Source organism: Shewanella sp. OMA3-2, assembly GCF_021513195.1.
Taxonomy (GTDB): Bacteria; Pseudomonadota; Gammaproteobacteria; order Enterobacterales; family Shewanellaceae; genus Shewanella.
In genome coordinates this window covers 1,479,008-1,499,960 of the sequence record NZ_CP090974.1, presented here as the reverse complement: position 1 = coordinate 1,499,960, position 20,953 = coordinate 1,479,008, and the positions used below count along the sequence as shown (strand labels likewise).

At 41.4% G+C, this 20,953-nt stretch carries 19 protein-coding genes, 2 tRNA genes and 1 pseudogene; 1 reads left to right on the top strand and 21 read right to left on the bottom strand.

Annotated elements, in window-relative coordinates:
- Positions 1-25: 25 nt before the first annotated feature.
- The 13 genes from truB to rlmE form a co-directional block, all read right to left on the bottom strand.
- Positions 26-988 (bottom strand): tRNA pseudouridine(55) synthase TruB, encoded by a 963-nt coding sequence (truB, locus tag L0B17_RS06680; RefSeq protein WP_235088584.1) that lies wholly within the window; start codon positions 986-988, stop codon positions 26-28.
- Entirely contained in the window at positions 988-1,410 is a 423-nt protein-coding gene (gene rbfA, locus L0B17_RS06675; protein ID WP_235088582.1) for a 30S ribosome-binding factor RbfA, read from the bottom strand. The genes truB and rbfA overlap by 1 nt, the downstream gene beginning before the upstream one ends.
- Before the next feature lie 61 nt (positions 1,411-1,471).
- Positions 1,472-4,120 (bottom strand): translation initiation factor IF-2, encoded by a 2,649-nt coding sequence (infB, locus tag L0B17_RS06670; protein WP_235088574.1) that lies wholly within the window; start codon positions 4,118-4,120, stop codon positions 1,472-1,474.
- A 25-nt stretch (positions 4,121-4,145) separates the two neighbouring features.
- A complete protein-coding gene (nusA, locus tag L0B17_RS06665; RefSeq protein ID WP_235088571.1) occupies positions 4,146-5,645 on the bottom strand; it encodes a transcription termination factor NusA in 1,500 nt (499 codons plus the stop codon).
- A gap of 31 nt (positions 5,646-5,676) precedes the next feature.
- Positions 5,677-6,132: a ribosome maturation factor RimP gene (gene rimP, locus L0B17_RS06660; protein WP_235088567.1), complete on the bottom strand. Its 456-nt coding sequence runs from the start codon at positions 6,130-6,132 to the stop codon at positions 5,677-5,679.
- Positions 6,133-6,291: 159 nt separating this feature from the next.
- Positions 6,292-6,368 (bottom strand) — tRNA-Met (locus tag L0B17_RS06655).
- 83 nt (positions 6,369-6,451) lie between these two features.
- A tRNA-Leu gene (locus tag L0B17_RS06650) sits at positions 6,452-6,538 on the bottom strand.
- 12 nt (positions 6,539-6,550) lie between these two features.
- Positions 6,551-6,886 (bottom strand): preprotein translocase subunit SecG, encoded by a 336-nt coding sequence (gene secG / locus L0B17_RS06645; RefSeq protein ID WP_235088566.1) that lies wholly within the window; start codon positions 6,884-6,886, stop codon positions 6,551-6,553.
- 4 nt (positions 6,887-6,890) lie between these two features.
- Positions 6,891-7,673, bottom strand: coding sequence for a triose-phosphate isomerase (tpiA, locus tag L0B17_RS06640; RefSeq protein WP_235088564.1), 783 nt, complete (start codon positions 7,671-7,673; stop codon positions 6,891-6,893).
- A 147-nt stretch (positions 7,674-7,820) separates the two neighbouring features.
- Positions 7,821-9,158: a phosphoglucosamine mutase gene (gene glmM, locus L0B17_RS06635; protein ID WP_235088562.1), complete on the bottom strand. Its 1,338-nt coding sequence runs from the start codon at positions 9,156-9,158 to the stop codon at positions 7,821-7,823.
- A gap of 61 nt (positions 9,159-9,219) precedes the next feature.
- The gene (gene folP, locus L0B17_RS06630) at positions 9,220-10,053 is read right to left on the bottom strand and encodes a dihydropteroate synthase (RefSeq protein WP_235088561.1); all 834 of its coding nucleotides are present in this window, start codon (positions 10,051-10,053) and stop codon (positions 9,220-9,222) included.
- 88 nt (positions 10,054-10,141) lie between these two features.
- Positions 10,142-12,109 carry an ATP-dependent zinc metalloprotease FtsH gene (ftsH, locus tag L0B17_RS06625; protein ID WP_235088559.1) on the bottom strand — a complete coding sequence of 656 codons (1,968 nt, stop codon included), beginning with the start codon at positions 12,107-12,109 and terminating at the stop codon, positions 10,142-10,144.
- A 46-nt stretch (positions 12,110-12,155) separates the two neighbouring features.
- Entirely contained in the window at positions 12,156-12,785 is a 630-nt protein-coding gene (gene rlmE / locus L0B17_RS06620) for a 23S rRNA (uridine(2552)-2'-O)-methyltransferase RlmE (protein WP_235088555.1), read from the bottom strand.
- 90 nt (positions 12,786-12,875) lie between these two features.
- Here rlmE and yhbY point away from each other — a divergent pair, with 90 nt between their 5' ends.
- Complete coding sequence (gene yhbY, locus L0B17_RS06615; RefSeq protein ID WP_226413900.1) at positions 12,876-13,175, top strand: ribosome assembly RNA-binding protein YhbY; 300 nt, start codon at positions 12,876-12,878, stop codon at positions 13,173-13,175.
- Positions 13,176-13,242: 67 nt separating this feature from the next.
- On the opposite strand, the gene secF is transcribed toward yhbY, so the two are convergent.
- The 8 genes and pseudogenes from secF to nqrE all read right to left on the bottom strand — a co-directional run bounded on the left by secF (position 13,243) and on the right by nqrE (position 20,952).
- Positions 13,243-14,166 (bottom strand): protein translocase subunit SecF, encoded by a 924-nt coding sequence (gene secF, locus L0B17_RS06610; RefSeq protein ID WP_235088554.1) that lies wholly within the window; start codon positions 14,164-14,166, stop codon positions 13,243-13,245.
- Positions 14,167-14,170: 4 nt separating this feature from the next.
- A pseudogene (gene secD / locus L0B17_RS06605) lies at positions 14,171-15,981 on the bottom strand (protein translocase subunit SecD).
- A gap of 144 nt (positions 15,982-16,125) precedes the next feature.
- Positions 16,126-16,713: a hypothetical protein gene (locus tag L0B17_RS06600; protein WP_235088552.1), complete on the bottom strand. Its 588-nt coding sequence runs from the start codon at positions 16,711-16,713 to the stop codon at positions 16,126-16,128.
- A 232-nt stretch (positions 16,714-16,945) separates the two neighbouring features.
- Positions 16,946-17,422, bottom strand: a complete 477-nt coding sequence (gene greA / locus L0B17_RS06595; RefSeq protein WP_235088551.1) for a transcription elongation factor GreA — start codon at positions 17,420-17,422, stop codon at positions 16,946-16,948.
- A gap of 273 nt (positions 17,423-17,695) precedes the next feature.
- Entirely contained in the window at positions 17,696-17,917 is a 222-nt protein-coding gene (gene nqrM, locus L0B17_RS06590; protein WP_235088550.1) for a (Na+)-NQR maturation NqrM, read from the bottom strand.
- A 21-nt stretch (positions 17,918-17,938) separates the two neighbouring features.
- Positions 17,939-18,952 carry an FAD:protein FMN transferase gene (locus L0B17_RS06585; protein WP_443019942.1) on the bottom strand — a complete coding sequence of 338 codons (1,014 nt, stop codon included), beginning with the start codon at positions 18,950-18,952 and terminating at the stop codon, positions 17,939-17,941.
- A 96-nt stretch (positions 18,953-19,048) separates the two neighbouring features.
- Entirely contained in the window at positions 19,049-20,296 is a 1,248-nt protein-coding gene (gene nqrF, locus L0B17_RS06580) for an NADH:ubiquinone reductase (Na(+)-transporting) subunit F (protein ID WP_235088546.1), read from the bottom strand.
- A gap of 47 nt (positions 20,297-20,343) precedes the next feature.
- Positions 20,344-20,952, bottom strand: a complete 609-nt coding sequence (gene nqrE / locus L0B17_RS06575; RefSeq protein ID WP_226413892.1) for an NADH:ubiquinone reductase (Na(+)-transporting) subunit E — start codon at positions 20,950-20,952, stop codon at positions 20,344-20,346.
- Between the last annotated feature and the right edge of the window lies 1 nt (position 20,953).

The window sequence follows — 20,953 nt, the reverse complement described above, 5'->3', positions numbered from 1 at the left end:
GGTTTTAGCACAGATAAACTTAACATCAATCTGTTACGGTATCTGATTCAGCTTCGCGAATAACAATTAAGCGCTTGGGAGCCAGTAAACCATCATCATTCATTGAACCCACACCTACAAATTTACGCTCATCACCAATGGTGATTCGCACTAACTCATCGGGTTTTAATCCTGATGCTTGTATCGCTTGTCCCTGCATCACGTAGTACAGCATATCTTGCGGTAAATTAATTTCTGCAAAATTGGCTACGGCTGTATCCATCGGCAATAATAATGCATCGAGTTTGTCATAAGGCGATATCTCTTGCTCAGTTGCAGCGTCAATCATTGCCTCTAACTGCTCTAACGTTACCATTTTTTCATAAGGATAATTAGCAACTTGCGTACGACGCAGCATGATAACATGTGCACCACAACCCAACATTTCACCAAGATCATCAATTATGGTACGAATATAAGTACCTTTAGAACAATGGATATCCAGTGTCAGTTGGTCGCCCTCTAAACTCAAAAAGTTCAGCTCAAAAACCGTAATAGGTCTTGCTTCACGTGGGACTTCAATGCCCTCTCGAGCATATTTATAAAGAGGCTTACCTTGATGCTTTAATGCAGAGTACATTGATGGCACTTGCATGGTGTCACCACGAAAGTACGTTAATGCGTGTTGTAGTTGATCCTGAGTAAAGTTAATGTCTCGCTCTTGAACCACTTCGCCATCTGAGTCACTGGTATCTGTGCGTTGCCCAAGCTTAGCAATCACTGTATAGCGTTTATCAGCATCAAGAAGATGTTGAGAAAACTTAGTTGCTTCGCCTAAACACACAGGTAACATACCGGTAGCCAAGGGATCTAGCGCACCAGTATGTCCAGCTTTGTTGGCATTAAAAAAACGTTTTACCCGCTGAAGCGCGTGGTTAGAACTAATACCCGTGCCTTTATCAAGTAAAACGATGCCATCAATAAAACGACCTTTTTGACGACGAGCCATTAATCTTTCTCCTGGGTATCGTCTTGGTCAATCTCATCAACACGACCCCTGTCTTGTTGTTTTTGTTTGTCTTTAGTGATGACCTGACTAACTAGATTAGACATGCGCATACCTTCGACCAATGAACTGTCATACATAAAACGCAGCTCAGGCATCACTCTAAGTTTCATCCGCCCTGCGATGAGAGTACGAATATAGGGTGCTGCTGCGGTTAACGCTGCTATTTTCTCTTCAACTAACTTAATGTCTTCTTCGAAAAAAGTCACAAACACTCTGGCGTAACTTAAATCACGTGAAACCTCTACATCATTGACCGTGACGAAACCGATACGAGGATCTTTCATATCACGTTGAAGCACCATAGCCAGCTCTTGCTGAAGCTGCTGACCAATGCGACGAGTACGACTAAATTCTTTTGCCATGACTATAAACCCACTTGAGCCATTAAATCAAAAAGGGCGGCTAATGCCGCCCTTTCACATGTTATAGCGTTCTAGCTACTTCGACGATTTCGAATACTTCGATTTGGTCGCCTACGCGAACATCGTTGTAATTCTTAACCCCGATACCACATTCCATTCCATTACGAACTTCAACGGCATCGTCTTTAAAGCGACGTAGAGACTCTAGCTCACCTTCGTAGATCACTACGTTTTCACGTAGTACACGAATTGGCGCGCTACGCTTAACAATACCTTCAGTGACCATACAACCAGCAATAGCGCCTAATTTAGGTGACTTAAATACATCACGAACTTCAGCAAGACCAATGATCACTTGCTTAAACTCAGGCGCTAACATGCCTGTCATTGCCGCTCTTACTTCATCAATTAGATTATAGATGATGCTGTAATAACGTAAATCAACACTTTCAGCTTCAATAGTCTTACGCGCCTGTGCGTCTGCACGAACGTTAAAACCAACCATGATAGCATTAGATGCTGCGGCTAAAGTTGCGTCTGTCTCAGTAAGAGCACCAACGCCACGAGCGATGATGTTAACTTTAACTTCAGCAGTAGATAAGCCTGTCAATGAATCACAAATTGCTTCAAGTGAACCTTGAACATCCGCTTTTAGGACAATATTCAATTCCTGAACTTCACCTTCTTCCATGTTAGCAAACATGTTTTCAAGTTTAGACTTCTGCTGACGAGCAAGCTTAACATCACGGAACTTGCCTTGACGATAAAGTGCGACTTCACGTGCTTTACGTTCATCACGTACAACAGTAGCTTCATCACCCGCTGATGGAACACCAGAAAGACCTAAAATCTCAACTGGAATTGAAGGACCAGCTTCAGTGATCGCATTACCATTTTCGTCTTTCATCGCACGGATTTTACCGTACTCTAAACCACAAAGAACGATATCGCCTTGACGTAAAGTACCTTCTTGCACCAATATTGTTGCCACAGGTCCACGGCCTTTATCAAGCTTAGACTCAATTACCACACCTGCAGCCATAGTGTCACGAACGGCTTTAAGTTCTAATACTTCAGACTGAAGTAAAATACCTTCTAATAGATCATCAACACCTTCACCTGTCTTAGCTGAAAGGTTGACAAACATATTGTCTCCACCCCAATCATCTGACATTACGCCATGTTGAGATAGTTCACTTTTAACACGCTCAGGATCAGCATCAGGCTTATCCATCTTGTTAATCGCAACGATTAATGGCACGTTACCAGCTTTAGCATGTTGAATCGCTTCTATTGTCTGTGGCATTACACCATCATCAGCAGCAACAACTAGAATAACGATATCAGTCGCTTTAGCACCACGAGCACGCATAGAGGTAAACGCAGCGTGACCAGGAGTATCTAAGAAGGTAATCATACCGTTCTCAGTTTCAACATGGTAAGCACCAATGTGCTGCGTAATACCACCGGCTTCGCCAGCAGCTACTTTTGCACGACGGATATAATCAAGTAGCGAAGTTTTACCGTGGTCAACGTGACCCATGATAGTTACAACTGGCGCACGTGTTTCTAACTTAACGTTATCATCACGGTCTTGAAGCACTTGATGCTCTAATTCATTTTCGCGAAGTAAAACCACTTTATGACCCATTTCTTCTGCGACTAACTGCGCAGTTTCTTGGTCAAGCACTTGGTTAATAGTAACCATGGTGCCCATTTTCATCATTTGCTTAATGATTTCAGTTGCTTTAACTGCCATCAAATGAGCTAATTCAGAAACGGTTACCGTTTCACCGATACGCACATCACGAGTCACTGCTGCAACAGGCTTGTTAAAGCCATGAGCCATAGACTGTGGCGCGGTATTACGACGCATATGTCTTTCACGACCGTCACGCGCATCTTTACCACCACGTTTCTTACTGGTGTTTTTGTTGCGTGCACGACGACCACGTTTTTCATCATCCATGTCAGAACTATCTTCAGCAGCTCGAGCTACTTTAGAGGTCGTCACATGGTGATCACCATTTTTCTCGGCTTCAAGACGTAGACGTTCTTCGTCAGCCCAGCGCTTAGAGTTTTCTTCAGCAAGTTTACGCGCCTTTTCAGCGGCTTTATCAGCTTCTTCAATCTGCTTTTGGGTTAACACTTTTTCTTGAGTCGCTTTAATACGTTCAGCTTCCTCTTTTGCAGCTTGAGCGACTGGGTCTAAAGGTTTTTCAACTTTAGGCTCAACTTTTGCTGCTGGTGCTTTAGCTTTGGCTTTTGCTTCAGCGTCTTTAGCAGCTTTATCTTTAGCATCTGCATCAGCTTTAGCCTTTGCTTCAACTTTAGCTTTTTCATCTGCTGCCGCTTTAAGCTTTGCTTCTTCCGCTTTAACTTGCTCTTCAGCTGCTTGCTTAGCGACATCAGCGTCATCACGTTTAACGAAAGTACGCTTTTTACGCACTTCAACTTTAACGTCTTTTGACTGACCACCAGAACCAGACACGCTTAACGTAGAAACGGTTTTACGCTGTAATGTCATTTTGGTTGGTGCAGATTCGCCACCATGTTGCTTCTTCAAAAAATCTAATAATTGTTGTTTCTCATTTTCAGAAACTGTATCAGCTTTTGTCTTTTTAATGCCGGCTTCGTTAAATTGTTCAACTAAACGATCAACCGTTTTGCCCACTTCTTGAGCTAACTTTTCTAAACTTGTATCTGCCATCAAATAAATCCCCCTGTTGATCGACTTATGCTTCTTCGCCAAACCAACAGATATTGCGGGCTGCCATGATGAGCTCACCTGCTTTTTCTTCTGTCAATTCTTCTATCTCGATTAAATCATCGATACCTTGCTCAGCAAGGTCTTCTAATGTTACAACACCTTTACTTGCTAAAACAAAAGCAAGATGTCTTTCTAAACCGTCGAGCGCTAATAAGTCTTCACTTGGATGTGCACCATCTAATGCTTCTTCTGAAGCTAGTGCACGCGTAGAAATCGCAGCTTTGGCACGTTCACGCAAGGCTGTAACGATATCTTCGTCAAATCCGTTAATATTAAGTAATTCTGCTTCTGGTACGTAAGCGATCTCTTCTAATGAAGTGAAACCCTCTTCCGCTAAAACTGTTGCAAAATCTTCGTCTACTTCTAAAGTAGCCATAAATAATTCAACCACTTTCGCGCTTTCCGCTTGGTGTTTCTTATTCATGTCTTCTACTGTCATTACGTTTAATTCCCAACCGGTAAGTTGAGTGGCTAAACGTACGTTTTGGCCATTACGACCAATTGCTTGCGCCAGACTGTCTGCTTCAACGGCGATATCCATTGAATGGTTATCTTCGTCAACAATAATTGAAGCAACATCTGCAGGTGCCATTGCATTGATAACATATTGCGCTGGATTATCATCCCACAACACGATATCGACACGCTCACCACATAATTCATTTGATACAGCTTGAACACGTGCGCCACGCATACCGACACAAGCACCAATTGGATCTATACGTTTGTCGTTTGATTTTACGGCGATCTTAGCGCGAGCGCCAGGCTCACGGGCAGCGCCCATAACTTCAATCAATTCATCATAAATCTCAGGCACTTCTACACGGAAAAGCTCAATGAGCATTTCTGGCTTACTACGCGTTAAAAATAACTGTGCGCCACGCGCTTCTGGGCGAACCGCATAAAGTAATGCACGAACGCGATCCCCAGGGCGGAAAGATTCACGGCTGATTAAGTCTTCTTTAAATATCACGCCATCAGCGTTATTACCTAAATCAACAACCACGTTTTCACGAGTGCTTTTCTTGACAACACCCGTAACAATCTCACCTTCTCGCTCAATAAACTGTTCAACAACTTGAGCGCGCTCAGCTTCACGTACTTTTTGCACGATAACCTGTTTTGCAGTTTGAGTTGTAATACGATCAAATACTACTGAATCGATTTCATCCTCAACATAATCGCCAGGTTGAAGATCTGGATTCTCATAACGTGCAGCTTCAAGCGTAATTTCGCTATACGGGTTTTCTAACGGCTCACCTTGATCATCGATAACCATCCAGCGACGGAAAGTGTCGTAGTGTCCGGTTTTGCGATCGATAGCAACGCGAACTTCAATATCACCTTCGTATTTTTTCTTGGTTGCTGTTGCAAGGGCAGTTTCTAACGCTTCAAAAATTTTCTCACGCGGAATCGCTTTCTCATTTGAAACCGCTTCTGCTACTAGCAGGATCTCTTTATTCATTTGGTCTAGCCTCGTTCTTCACCTGAAACTATTAAAATTTTGCGATGATGTTGCCTTTGCGGATATTATCCAAAGCAACAACCAAGTCTTTTCCATCTACTGTGATTGTGAGCATTTGCCCGTCAACTTTAGTAATGGCACCTTTTAAATTTCGACTACCCGCAACCGGCATAGTCAATTGTACTTTTGCATCTTCACCTATATAGGCTGCATATTGCTGAGCAGTAAATAAAGGTCTATCTACACCTGGAGAAGATACTTCAAGGGTAAACTCTGTAGAAATAGGGTCTTCAACATCAAGTACTGCACCCACTTGTCGACTCACTTCTGCGCAGTTTTCAATATGGATGCCATTTTCATGATCAATAAATATGCGTACTATTGAGTGTTTACCAGCCTGGACATATTCAATACCCCAAAGCTTAAAACCAAGAGCTTCAACTGGTACAGTTAACATATCTACCAGTCTTGATTCTAATGTTGCCAAAAATGACCCCCAAAAAACAAAAAAAGGGCTAAAGCCCCTGTCTAATCCGCCTTAAAATCACGGAAAATCAAAAGTCCATATAACAAAAAACCCCGTAAATACGAGGCTATTTTGCTATAGAACCTGTATCTGTTATCGAAATATCCAATAACAGGGAGCTGGTTGCGGGAGCCGGATTTGAACCGACGACCTTCGGGTTATGAGCCCGACGAGCTACCAAACTGCTCCATCCCGCGTCAACTGCATGCAAGTATATTGACTTACGTCTAATCTTGCAATAACTATTCAGAAATACTAAGCTAACTGAACAATTTTTAACTGGTGCCGAGAGCGGGACTTGAACCCGCACGTCCGTTAGGACACAGCCACCTCAAGGCTGCGCGTCTACCAATTCCACCACCTCGGCTAATTTGGTACTTTAATCAGGGATTTTATCTTCTGATTGTTGTTCAACTACTGGTGCTTCATCAATGATTTGCTCAGTTGCTGGACCTATATCGCTCCACGTATCTTCAGCTTTATTGTGATTGGCACTAAGATTACCAATCACTAAGCTTAAAGCGAAAAATGCGATAGCTAAAACTGCTGTGCTACGAGTCAGAAAGTTACCTGAACCGCTAGAACCAAATAACGTACCAGACGCTCCGGCTCCGAATGATGCGCCCATATCGGCGCCTTTACCTTGCTGAATAAGAATTAAACCTACTAGGCCAATTGCTACCACCATGTAAACAACTATAAGTACTTCGTACATATTATTATGCGCTCATTGCTATGGAACATAAACTTAGGAATTCGGACGAATTTAAGCTAGCTCCGCCAATCAATCCACCATCAACATCAGGTTGGGCAAAAATATCTGCCGCATTACTTGGTGTGACACTTCCACCGTATAAAATTCTGATATTTTCTCCAATAAATGGAGACACTTCAGAGAGGCGACTGCGAATAAACGCATGAACTTCTTGTGCCTGCTCTGGTGTTGCGCTTTTACCTGTCCCTACTGCCCATAAGGGTTCGTAGGCGATAATTGCATTGTCAAAAGCCATAGTGCCATTTTTCTCAATGACAATATCCAACTCTTCGGCAATAACTTCAAAAGTTCGTCTTGCTTCTCGTGCTGGACCTGACTCACCTACACATAATATAGGGGTCAAACCATGTTTTTGAGCTGCGGCAAATTTCTCTGCCACTATATTACTCGTTTCGCCGTACATACGGCGACGTTCGGAGTGACCGATAATAACATATCGACATCCTGAATCTTTTAGCATCTGCCCGGAAATTTCACCGGTATACGCGCCAAAGTCATGTTGACTAAGATTTTGCGCGCCCATTCTAACAAGGGCCCCATCTAGGGTTTGCTTGTTTGACTCAAGCAGTTGCCTAACACTTTCAAGATAAATTGAAGGCGGGCATAAAACCACTTCAGCGGAATCATTTTGGAGCTTTGCTGCAAACTTCTTAAATAACTCTTCAGCTAATGCCGAATTGCCATTCATTTTCCAGTTGCCAGCTACCATAGGACGTCTGAGTGCCATCACTGTCTCCTTTGAAAGCGGCGTGAATAATAGCGAACCACTTATCAAGTTACAATAGGTAATAGATGAATATTTACAATAAGCTGTCGAAGTGGTTACTTTTCACCCCAGCAACAGCATAATTAAATATTTATGATTTATTTCTGACTAGCAGGACATTTTTACCGCTTCGGCAATTTTATTTGCAAACGCCAGCACTTGATCATGCTCATCGCCTTCAACCATCACGCGAATAAGCGGTTCTGTACCCGACTTTCTTAGTAATACTCGGCCTCTAGCGCCAAGTTGTTGCTCAACATAAGCTTGTGCCGATTTAACCGCATCAGAATCAAGCGGGTTATCACTGCCTTCAAACCTGACATTAACTAATACTTGCGGTAGCATCTTCATCGCTTCGGTTAGCGACTCAAGTGAAGCATTCTGCCTACGCATCGCAGCTAACACTAAAATACCCGCTATAATACCATCGCCAGTAGTACCATGGTCTAAGTTAAGAATATGACCTGAATTCTCACCGCCAATACGCCATTCATGCTTTTTCAGCAGTTCCATAACATAACGGTCGCCAACATTAGAGCGAACAAATGGAATATTCAAATCTTGCAACGCCAAATCAAGCCCTAGATTTGACATTAAAGTGCCGACTACGCCACCTTTTAATATGCCACGCTTTTGTGCATCGACTGCTAATATGTATAAAATTTGGTCGCCATCAATCACCTCGCCATGACGATTAACCATCATAATTCGATCGCCATCACCATCTAACGCAATACCTAAATCTGCATTTTCTGCTAATACTGTTTCGCAAATCTTGGCCATTGCAGTTGCGCCAACTTTGTCATTGATATTTAACCCATCAGGTTTATCACCAATAGCAATGACTTCAGCACCTAGCTCTCTAAACACACTTGGTGCTATGTGGTAAGTGGCACCATGGGCACAATCTACAACAATTTTCAGCCCTGTTAAAGTGTGCTCTGCAGGGAAATTACCTTTGCAATATTCAATGTAGCGACCTGCTGCATCATCGATACGGCGTGCTTTACCTAGCAAATGTGATTCAACACATACTAATGGTTTTTCAAGCTCTGCTTCAATTTCAAGTTCAATCGCATCATCTAGCTTACTGCCATCAGTTGAAAAAAACTTAATACCATTATCATAATAAGGATTGTGTGATGCGCTGATAACAACGCCAGCCTCAGCTCTAAATGTGCGGGTTAAATAAGCCACGGCAGGCGTTGGCATAGGGCCAAGTAATAACACATTTAAACCTGCGGCAGATAAGCCCGCTTCTAATGCTGATTCAAATAAGTAACCTGAAATACGGGTATCTTTACCAATAATCACTTTTTTAGTACCACTACGTGATAATACTCGACCTGCGGCCCACCCCAATTTTAATGCTAACTCAGGTGTCATTTTGCCTGAACCGACCTTGCCACGAATACCATCAGTTCCAAAAAATTGTCTTTGTTTCACATATCCCCACTTAAGTGAATTCACTCAGTTTGTTGTAATTAATTTATCATCAGCGGCAAAGTTAAATACTCGCCATAGTAGCCGACATGACTTTCAATACATCGACGGTTTCGGGAACGTCATGTACACGTATAATTTGAGCCCCTTGCTGCGCAGCAATTAACGCACCAGCAAGACTGCCAGCTAAACGCTCTGACGTTGACCTTGCTAATAAATCACCAATCATACTTTTTCGAGACAAACCAATTAATATGGGTAAGTTAAATTGGCGTAGCTGTGACAATGTGGCTAATAGGCGGTAATTATGCGCTAAAGTTTTACCAAAGCCAAAGCCTGGATCTAATATTATCTGGCTTCTTGCTATGCCTGCTGCCTCACAGGCGAAAATTCGCTGTTCAAAAAAAGCACTCACCTCAACAATAACATCTTGATACTCTGGAGAATTTTGCATTGTTTGAGGCTGACCTTGCATATGCATCAAGCAAACTGGCACATTTAAAGCTGCGGCCATCTCAATTGCACCTGGGAGCTGCAGCGCTCTCACATCATTAATTAAACTAGCACCCGCAGCTACAGCTTGCTGCATAACCTCTGGTTTGCTGGTGTCAATTGAGATCCAAACATCATGCTTAGCTGCAATATATTTGATTAAAGGTAATACTCTGGCAAGTTCTTGCTCAACTGTGATTTCAGCCGCACCTGGACGAGTGGATTCACCACCAACATCAATAATGCTAGCGCCTTGGTCAATTATATAATCAACATGTTTACAGGCTCGCTCGAATAAACTGAACTCTCCGCCATCGGAGAAGGAATCAGGTGTTACGTTAACAATCCCCATAACAACAGGTTGGGCTAAATCTAACTGCTTACTACCATGTGATAATTTAAACATTATCGGTTACCTATAATTATTGATCAATTACCCATAAGCTAAAACAAAAAAGCCCCTTACGGGGCTTTTTTTGATTTACACCGCAGAATTACTTCACGGGCGACTCATCAGGCTTTAAATCATCTTTTTTAGCATTATCTTCTGACTCGGTTGTTGCATTTTCAACCTCCTCTTCTGTTTTTGCTTCAGGCTTACCATCACCTTTATCATCAGAAGAGTCATCAACTTGCCAATCGGCTGGTTGACGTACTTCACGACGATTCATCAAGTCATCAATTTGCAATGAATCAATGGTTTCATACTTCATCAACGCATCTTTCATGGCATGTAAAATATCCATGTTTTCCGTCAGCATGGTTTGCGCTCGTTGATAGTTTTTATCAATAAATGCTTTAATTTCAGAATCAATCAGCGAAGCGGTATCAGCCGACATAGCTTTTGACTTGCCCATGCTTCTCCCTAAGAACACTTCGTTGTCTTCTTCAGCATAAAGTAATGGGCCTAATTTGTCTGAAAATCCCCACTGAGTCACCATATTGCGCGCAATAGAAGTTGCATACTTAATGTCTTGCGATGCACCAGTAGACACTTTATCACTACCGTAAATTAACTCTTCAGCTAATCGACCACCATAAGCCACAGAAATCTGTGACTCTAGTTTGAGGCGGCTTTGGCTCACTGCGTCCGCTAATGGTAAGAAGAAGGTCACCCCTAATGCACGTCCACGAGGGATAATAGTCACTTTGTGCACAGGATCATGCTCAGGCACTAAACAACCGACAATAGCGTGGCCCGCTTCATGATATGCTGTCATTTCTTTTTCAGATTCTGACATCACCATAGAACGGCGCTCGGCTCCCATCATGATCTTGTCTTTAGCACGTTCAAACTCTTCCATGCTAACCATGCGGCGATTACCGCGTGCAGCAAATAAAGCAGCTTCGTTGACTAGGTTAGCTAAATCAGCCCCTGAAAAACCAGGTGTACCACGGGCAATTACGCTGGCTTTAACATCTTCAGACAATGGCACTTTGCGCATGTGTACTTTTAAAATTTGTTCACGGCCACGAACGTCAGGTAGCCCAACCACAACTTGTCTGTCAAAACGACCTGGACGAAGTAATGCAGAGTCTAATACGTCAGGGCGGTTAGTTGCCGCAATAACGATAACGCCTTCATTCCCTTCAAAACCATCCATCTCAACCAGCATTTGGTTTAAGGTTTGCTCACGTTCATCATGACCACCACCTACACCTGCGCCGCGCTGGCGACCTACAGCATCGATTTCATCGATAAAAATGATACAAGGTGAAGACTTTTTAGCCTGCTCAAACATGTCACGCACACGAGATGCACCAACACCAACAAACATCTCTACAAAATCAGATCCTGATATAGTAAAGAATGGCACTTTAGATTCACCGGCAATAGCCTTAGCTAATAAGGTTTTACCTGTACCAGGTTGACCAACCATTAACACGCCAGTTGGAATACGGCCACCTAGCTTTTGAAACTTAGTTGGGTCACGTAAATAATCAACCAGTTCTTTAACTTCTTCTTTTGCTTCATCACAACCAGCAACATCGGCAAAAGTAGTTTTAATTTGGTCTTCGCTCATCAGTTTGGCTTTACTTTTACCAAACGACATTGCGCCCTTACCGCCACCACCTTGCATTTGACGCATGAAGAAAATCCACACACCGATAAGCAATAGCATTGGGAACCATGAAATAAATATTTGGGTTAAGAAGCCAGACTCTTCTGCTTCTTGACCTTTCATCGAGATACCTCTGCGATCAAGATCATTAATTAAATCTTGGTCATACATTGGCATAATCGTAGTGAACTTATCTCCTGAAGATCTTGTTCCCTCAATAGTTCGCTGATCGCTTTTAATCTCAACGGTCTTAATCTGCCCATCACGGACATTATCAAGAAAAGCGGAATAGTCCATCTTCTGCGAATTCGAAGAAGTAGGGGAATAACCCTGAAATACTGACATCAACACAACAGCGATGACGACCCAGAGTATTAAATTTTTTGCCATGTCACTCAAATTATTAGACCTCTATTACAGTCTTGCGATAATGGATATTAGACTACTACAACTTGTAACCAGTCGCCACTAAATAGACTTCTCTAGAGCGCGCCCTAGATGAGTCTGGTTTACGGGTTTTTACTACTTTGAAAACTTGTTTAACCGACTTCATATAGTCGTCAAACCCCTCCCCCTGAAAGACTTTGACGGCAAAGCAGCCGTTTGGAGCCAATACTTGCCTACACATGTCTAATGCCAACTCAACTAAATACATAGCTCGTGGTTGATCAACGACATCAGCACCGCTCATATTGGGTGCCATATCTGATAATACCACATCCACTTTAGCTTCACCTACACGGTCAAGCAAAGCTTCGAGTACTTTTTCTTCTCTAAAATCCCCTTGCAAGAAATCAACTCCGACAATGGGATCCATGGGTAAAATGTCACAGGCGATAACTTTACCCTTTTCTCCAGCTAACTTAACCGCAACCTGAGACCAACCTCCAGGCGCCGCACCTAAGTCTACTACAGTCATACCTGACTTAATCAAGTGATCTTTTTGCTGAATTTCTTCTAGTTTAAAGGCTGCACGTGAACGCATTCCTCGTTTTTGAGCCAATTTAACATAATGATCATCAAAGTGTTCTAGCATCCAGCGATTTGAGCTAGCTGTACGTTTTTTAGCTGACATTAACATTCCGCAACGATTGAGAGTTACATAAAGACTATATAAGGGTAGAATAGCCGCTTTTCAACAGTAACTCAGTAAAAGTTGGTATAAATGAATTTAACAACCAAACAAAAACAGCATCTAAAAGGCTTAGCGCACAATTTAAAGCCAGTTGTGATGCTTGGTGCCAATGGTTTGACTGAAGGTGTTCTGGCTGAAATTGATAGCGCTCTTAGTTATCATGAATTGATCAAAGTAAAAGTTGCCTCTTCTGATAGAGAACTTAAAAATGCCATCGTTGACGCCATTGTACGTGAAACTCAGTCTACGAAAGTGCAAACTATCGGTCATATTTTAGTTATCTTCCGTCAATCAGCAGAAATGAAGATTGCCATTCCAAAAGCAAAATAGTCTGCTATTTTAGTTAATATAAAGCCGCTGAATTCAGCGGCTTTATATTGCTAAAAAAACACAACTATTATGGCGTATCGGGTAGCGGTACAACTAAGTAATGCTCAGCCTTTAAACCCAGTAACTCAGGAAATGTCGCCCCAATAGAAATTGATGACCATGTCCCCGTTAGAATCCCGATAAACATCGCAATTGAAAAACCTTCTAGCGGTGCCCCGCCCATAATCCACAGTGCCACAACTGTTAATAATGTTGTTCCAGATGTCACCATAGTACGCGAAAATGTCGATTTAATCGCCAAATTGTTAATATCAGCTATTTTCCACTGAGGCTTAATCACTAATTGCTCACGTATCCTGTCTGCAATAATAATAGAATCGTTAAGTGAATAACCCAAAATGGCCAATATTGCCGCTAATACGGTTAAATTGAATTCCATTTGGCTTAAAGCAAAAAATGCTAATACAAATATGACATCATGCACTAAAGCTAATAAGGCACCGGATGCTAAACGCCATTCAAAACGATAACTTAGGTATCCCATAATAGATAACATCGCCACTAGTAAAGCTAAACCACCTTGTTCAACTAACTCCTGGCCAACTTGAGGACCAACAATACTGCTGTTTAATATAGAAATTTCACTTTGCAGTGGTGCCAATACTGTGAGTAATTCGGGACGTTGATTTTCATCTGGGATATTGGCATAACGCAGTACCCATCGCCCTGGCTCACTGGCAGAAATAACACTCACGTCCTGATGGTAAGCTGCGACCATTAATGGTTGGATTTCACTGGCGGTAATGCGTTTATCTAATTGAATTTCAGTGACAACTCCACCGGTAAAATCTAAGCCCCAATTAAATCCTTTGACGCCTATCACACTGAGCGATAGCAACATCAACACAATAGAAAGTATGCTTGATGCATGGCGCCACGTGGTCAAAAACGTAAGTTTATCTATCGTGTTATTCATGTGAGATGAGTTCATTGTATTACACCTTTATCGCACGACGAGTATCGCGGCCGTATACTAAATTGATGATGGCACGAGATGCAAAAATGCCGGTAAACATGCTGGTTAGTAAGCCTAACCCTAGCGTTAACGCAAAACCTTGAATGGGACCATTTCCGATAGAAAATAGTACTACGGCGGTGATCATAGTGGTGAAGTTGGCATCAAATATTGTTGAGAAAGCACTATTAAAGCCTACATCGATAGCACTAGCAAAACTTCGACCTTCTGCTAGCTTATCTTTTATACGCTCAAAAATAAGCACGTTAGTATCTACGGCCATACCGACAGTAAGCACTAACCCAGCGATACCTGGTAACGTTAATACTGCACCTGGAATTAATGCTAATAAACCAAATAACATCACCATATTGGCAATTAGCGCAATATTAGCGACCCAGCCTAAACGCCGGTACCAACAGGCCATAAACAACAATGTTAATGCCATTCCTAATGCTAATGCAGCAAAACCATTGACAATATTTTCAGCGCCTAAACTTGGGCCGATTGTACGCTCCTCTATAATTGTCACCGGGCAGTCATAGAACCAGCCCGTAATAACAACGCCAATTGCTGTGCTTCTTGATGGTTACCCACACCGGTTATTTCGAAATTATTACCTAACTGGCTTTGAATCGTTGCCACACTGATTATTTTAGTCGTCTGCTGTGATTTACCCTGAGTATTACGACTGTACTCACTATAAGAAGTAGCCATGGGTTTACCAATATTATCGCGAGAAAAGTCAGACATCAGTTTCCCTCCAGCCGAGTCAAGGCTGATGTTCACTTTCGCCATACCAAAATCCCCTGTAGCGGCGCGTGCATCAATAATATGATCGCCACCTAATACAGGCTTCCTCGCTACAAAAATAGGATTGTCAGCTTCATCCTTTAACATGATAGAGTTAACTGAACCGATACCCATCACAGGATAAAAAGCTAAACTGGCAGTGGCACCAATGACATTTTTAGCGCTAGCGGGATCCTGTACACCAGGCAGCTCAATACGGATACGGTTTTCACCTTGACGCTGTACCAGAGCCTCAGTGATGCCCAACTCTTCAATCCGGCTGCGCATAATTTGTAAGTTCTGTTGAACAGTTAAATGAGTGATCTTCACTTTCTCATTATCTGCTAAAGCCACATGTAATGTGTTCTGCTGCCCTGTAACTTGCCATAATGGATATTGCTCTGCGAGAAATTGTCTTATTTGCCCTCGGCCTTCAGCAGAGCTAATGTTGACCGTCACTTCAGCATTGTCACCAGGGCGAATATTGACACCCACTAAATGTTGTTTTCTGACAAATTGCTTTAGCGAGTCACTGACCATAATACTTTGTTGGTTAAATATTAAGTCTAAGTCAACATCCAATAAAAACTGCACACCACCACGTAAATCGAGGCCTAATTTGATCGGTTCAAATCCCATATTTAATAGCCAACTTGGCGCCGCAGGCGACAAGGACAGTGTCACTTGAGCCTGTTGTTCAAATTCAGTAGCTAAGGTGTTTTTAGCAAGCGTTTGTTGCTCGGGATCTTGCAACACGACCAATATGTCCTGTTGCTTTTGCTCAATGCGTTTACTACTAATACCTGCTTGATTTAATACCTGATAAACATCTTCAGAAAGTATGGTGTTTGATGATTTTATTGACAGTTGTACTGCCGCATCTTCACCATACCAAGACGGAAGCGCACTTAAAAACAATATAACTAAGGTAGTTATAAGCAGCCAATATTTCCATTGGGAGTAATGGTTTAATAAATTCTTTTTGGGTTTAAATTTCATAACAGTTTATCTCACAACATCGCGGATAAATAAATCCACGCTAACAACACACCGGAGCCCTAACGGCACTTATTGCCATGCTACCGCTCACGGAAAAATTCATTAGCAACAGCTAATGACAATTTTTAATGCAGTGTTATGTGTTTAACAAATATGAGTATGAACGAAGAGTAAATTTGACTCTTTCCAACCGGAAAGTCTTGAAGGAGATGATACTGTTGATAAAGTCCAGTCGAGTTGAGGACTAAAATCAACTTGGTAACCAATTACCAGGCTTGGTATTGGAGGGGACGTAAATTCGTATGCTAAAAGATAGCTTGGTTTAATTTCATCTAAATGATGTTGGGCCAAGTTAATATAGCGAGCAGAATAGGTAGGAACATAATGAATGTCATTAGAGCTAGGGAGTGGAGTCGATTTAGTGTTAACACTGACGATACCGATTGCATCGAGTAATGAAGTATCATTAATTATTAGTATATTATTGGACGCATTATCGCTACTTATCGCTAAGTCGATAGCCCCTGGATAATTTCCCTCAGACTGATTTAATTGATGGTAAGTAAGATCACAATTATCAATGACATTAATATTAGCAGGGGTACTCGTGCAGATAGGTGTTACAGACGAATTTAATTGAGCTGAAATAACGACATGATTAATGGCAAGGAAGCTAGTGCTCAGCCCCACTGCAATCAAGATCAATAATACTTTTGCCCAAGAAAACGTCATATCGACCTTAACCCATTAATTTGTGTTGCTGCTCATTATTGCCGTGGATCATAAATCACTAATATAATTTACAAGCAATGCTGTGCTAAATATGTTGCACTTATATTATTCAGATACTAACTGTACTTGTCATATTCAGCAAATTAATTATTCTGCATATAACAAAAAGCACTTAATAATTTAAATTAAGTGCTTCATAGGCTTACGCAGTAATCTCAAATATTATTAACAGTTAGATATATTTAACCGATAATATTTCATAATCAGTGATGCCACCAGGAGTTGCTATACCGACTTCATCACCTTCGTTCTTGCCAATAAGTCCACGGGCGATAGGTGAGTTAACAGAAATTAAATTCTGTTTGATATCAGCTTCATCATCACCAACAATTCGGTAGGTAACTTCAGCATCAGTATTGATATTGAGAATACTAACAGTAGTACCAAAGATAACTCGGCCAGTATTCTCTATTTTAGTGACATCAATAATCTGCACATTAGACAGTTTACCTTCAATATCACGAATACGAGCTTCGCATATTCCTTGGTCTTCACGCGCTGCATGATATTCTGCATTTTCTTTTAAATCACCAAGCTCACGCGCCGAAGCGATTGCTTCTGTAATTTTAGGGCGACGATCAAACTTTAAGATGTCTAATTCTTTGCGTAATTGATCAGCACCAACAACAGTCATTGGAACTTTATTCATGTTAAATGATCTCCATAAAACAAAAGCATCCCGTGTCGATAAAATATCAACACAATAATAATCGTTTGAAATGATTTACTTTAAAACCTACAAGTAAAACGACAGGGATATAAATAGATAATGAGCAACAGCTTACCTAAGCTTTTACTGACTTGCTAGTAAGATAAGTAAAAATGCTGCCAAAGACAGTAAATTTCAATGTTATCATATAAAAACAGCCCACTTTGTTGTGTGCTGTTATATGATAAACTGTATTAACTCTAATAAAATAAGTTAGATAATTCTATTTTGCGCTAACTTGTCACGGCGCTCTTCTTCTGCCATTCGACGTTTACGTTTATCGCAGGGGTCATCGCAGTCACAGGCTTTTTCGATACCCAGTACACCTAGGCCTCCACAGCTTCCTTCCACTGCTTTTTTCTTAATAATATAGCCAATAGACATTAATAAGAAAAAAACTAATAACACCACAAACGCAGCAATAAATGTGCTCATTTCGGACTCCAGTTTAATGGATCAATCAAGATAAGGCTTAAAGGCCTCACTATAAAAAACTTGATAACCTTGTTCCTGCTTTTCAATCAGCATTATTGCTAAATTTTGCTCTTTGGCAAGTGCTAATGATGCCTCTGTCCCCAATACCATCATTGCAGTAGCATAACCATCTGCTGTCATTGAGCTTTTATGTAGTACGGTTGCTGAAGCTAATTTGTGCTTAATAGGATAACCAGTACGAGGATCAATTAAATGGGTAAAACGCTCGCCGTTTTCTTCATAATAAATACGATAGTCACCCGATGTCGCTAGCGCTATTGTACCAAGTTCTATAACTTGCTGCACTTCCTGGCCGTCTTCAGCTGGTTTTTCTATTGCGATCCGCCAAGGCGAGCCATCAAACTTAGTGCCTTTGGTGCTAATTTCACCACCAATCTCAACTAAATAGCCTTCTATTTGATACTTATCTAATAAAGATGCCACTTTATCAACACCAAAGCCTTTGGCTATTGAAGATAGATCAACATATAAATCGGCATTATGTTTAACCAACTTGTTACCTTCAATTGTTAACTCATTTATGCCGGTTTTTGCTTTGGCATCACTTATTGCTTTGGCTGTCGGAATAGTCGTTGGGCGTTTATCAGGCCCAAAACCCCACAAGTTAACCAACGGCCCTAACGTTATATCTAAAGCCCCATCGGTTATCTCATAAAGACGGATCCCTTCTTTTACCACTAAAAGAGTATCGGTCGAGACATCAACACCTTGTCTAATTTGTAACTGATTAAAGCGAGATAGTTCAGAATTTGGTCGGTAGGTAGACATTTGGTTATTGACCATTTCAAGAGCCATATCAATTTCTGTTTGTAACATTTGGGCTGGTGGTAAATGCTCGTTAGTAACCAAAGTAATATGATAAGTGGTACCCATTGTTCGCCCTTCCAATTTAATGGTTGTCTCAGGCTGAGTACAGGCAGTAACTGTGCAAGCAATAAGGATAAGCAAGAATAATTTAATTGATGTAGCCATAATGAACTATCCCATAAAACAAAAAATTGCAGTAGCTAATGCATACTGCAATCTATAAAAAATTAAGGTGCTATATTTAGCACCTTAATTTAATTGATATTAACCGCCGAAGTCATCTAATAAGATGTTCTCATCTTCAACGCCTAAATCTTTTAACATACCAATAACTGCTGCGTTCATCATTGGAGGTCCACACATGTAGAACTCACAATCTTCTGGCGCATCATGGTCACGTAGATAGTTTTCATACAATACGTTATGAATAAAACCTGTGTAACCCGTCCAGTTATCTTCAGCTTGAGGATCAGACAAAGCTACATGCCATTTAAAGTTATCGTTTTCAGCAGCAAGGCCGTCGAAATCTTCTACATAGAACATTTCACGCTTAGAGCGTGCACCGTACCAAAAACTGATCTTACGTTTAGAGTTTAAGCGTTTAAGTTGGTCGAAGATATGAGAGCGCATTGGCGCCATACCTGCTCCACCACCAATAAAGACCATCTCTGCATCTGTATCTTTAGCGAAGAACTCACCAAAAGGACCAGAAATAGTGACTTTATCACCCGCTTTCAGACTCCAAATGTACGAAGACATTTTACCACAAGGTAAGGTCAAATTACGTGGTGGTGGCGTAGCAATACGCACGTTCAACATAATAATACCAAACTCTTCTGGATAGTTAGCCATTGAGTATGCACGAATGGTTTCTTCGTCGACTTTTGACTCTAGCTTGAAGAAACCAAAATGTTCCCAGTCGCCACGATACTGTTCAGGTACTTCAAACTCAGCATATTTGACATGATGAGCTGGTGCTTCAATTTGAATATAACCGCCGGCACGGAATGGCACTGTTTCGCCATCAGGAATTTGCAGCTTAAGCTCTTTAATGAAAGTGGCTTTGTTATCGTTAGAGATAACCGCACATTCCCACTTTTTGATGCCGAAAATTTCTTCGTCTAATTCAATGTCCATGTCACTTTTTACGTTGACCTGACATGACAAACGACAACCTTGGCGGGCTTCGCCTTTACTGATGTGATCTAGTTCTGTTGGTAAAATATCACCACCACCAGATTTAATCATCACACGGCATTGACCACATGAGCCACCGCCACCACATGCACTTGATACGAAAATACCATTGTTGGCTAAGGCACCCAGTAACTTACCACCGGCACCTGTTTTAATTGCTTTGTCTGCATCACCATTGATACTAATGGTGATATCACCGCTAGCAACTAGCTTAGACTTAGCGAATAAAATCACTAATACCAAAACCAGTACGATAACGGTAAACATACTCACACCTAGATAAACATCTATTGGAGTAGATTCAAGAATACCCATTCACTTATTCCTTAAAGGTTCAAATTAATACTTCGTCTCAGCACTTCTTACAAAGAAACACCAGAGAACGACATGAAACCCAAAGCCATAAGACCAGCGGTAACAAAGGTAATACCTAAGCCACGTAAGCCATTTGGCACATCAGAATACTTCATTTTCTCACGGATACCCGCTAACAATACAATTGCTAACGCCCAACCGATACCAGAGCCGATACCAAACACTACGCTTTCGCCTAGGTTATAGTCACGCTCTACCATAAATGATACTGCACCGAAAATTGCACAGTTAACAGTAATCAATGGTAAGAAAATACCCAATGCATTGTATAAAGGTGGAAAGTATTTATCTAATGCCATTTCCAAAATTTGTACAAGCGCTGCAATCACACCGATGAAGGTAATGAACTTCAAGAAGCTTAAATCAGCTTCCGGAATACCTGCCCAAGCTAAAGCACCTGGCGCAAGTAAACCTTGATAAATAATTTGGTTAGCAGGAACCGAGATAGCCAATACCACGATAACTGCAACACCTAGGCCCATCGCAGTAGTCACTTTTTTAGACACAGCTAAGAAAGTACACATACCTAAGAAGAAGGCTAGCGCCATATTTTCAATGAAAACGGAGCGAATTAATAAACTAATATAATGTTCCATT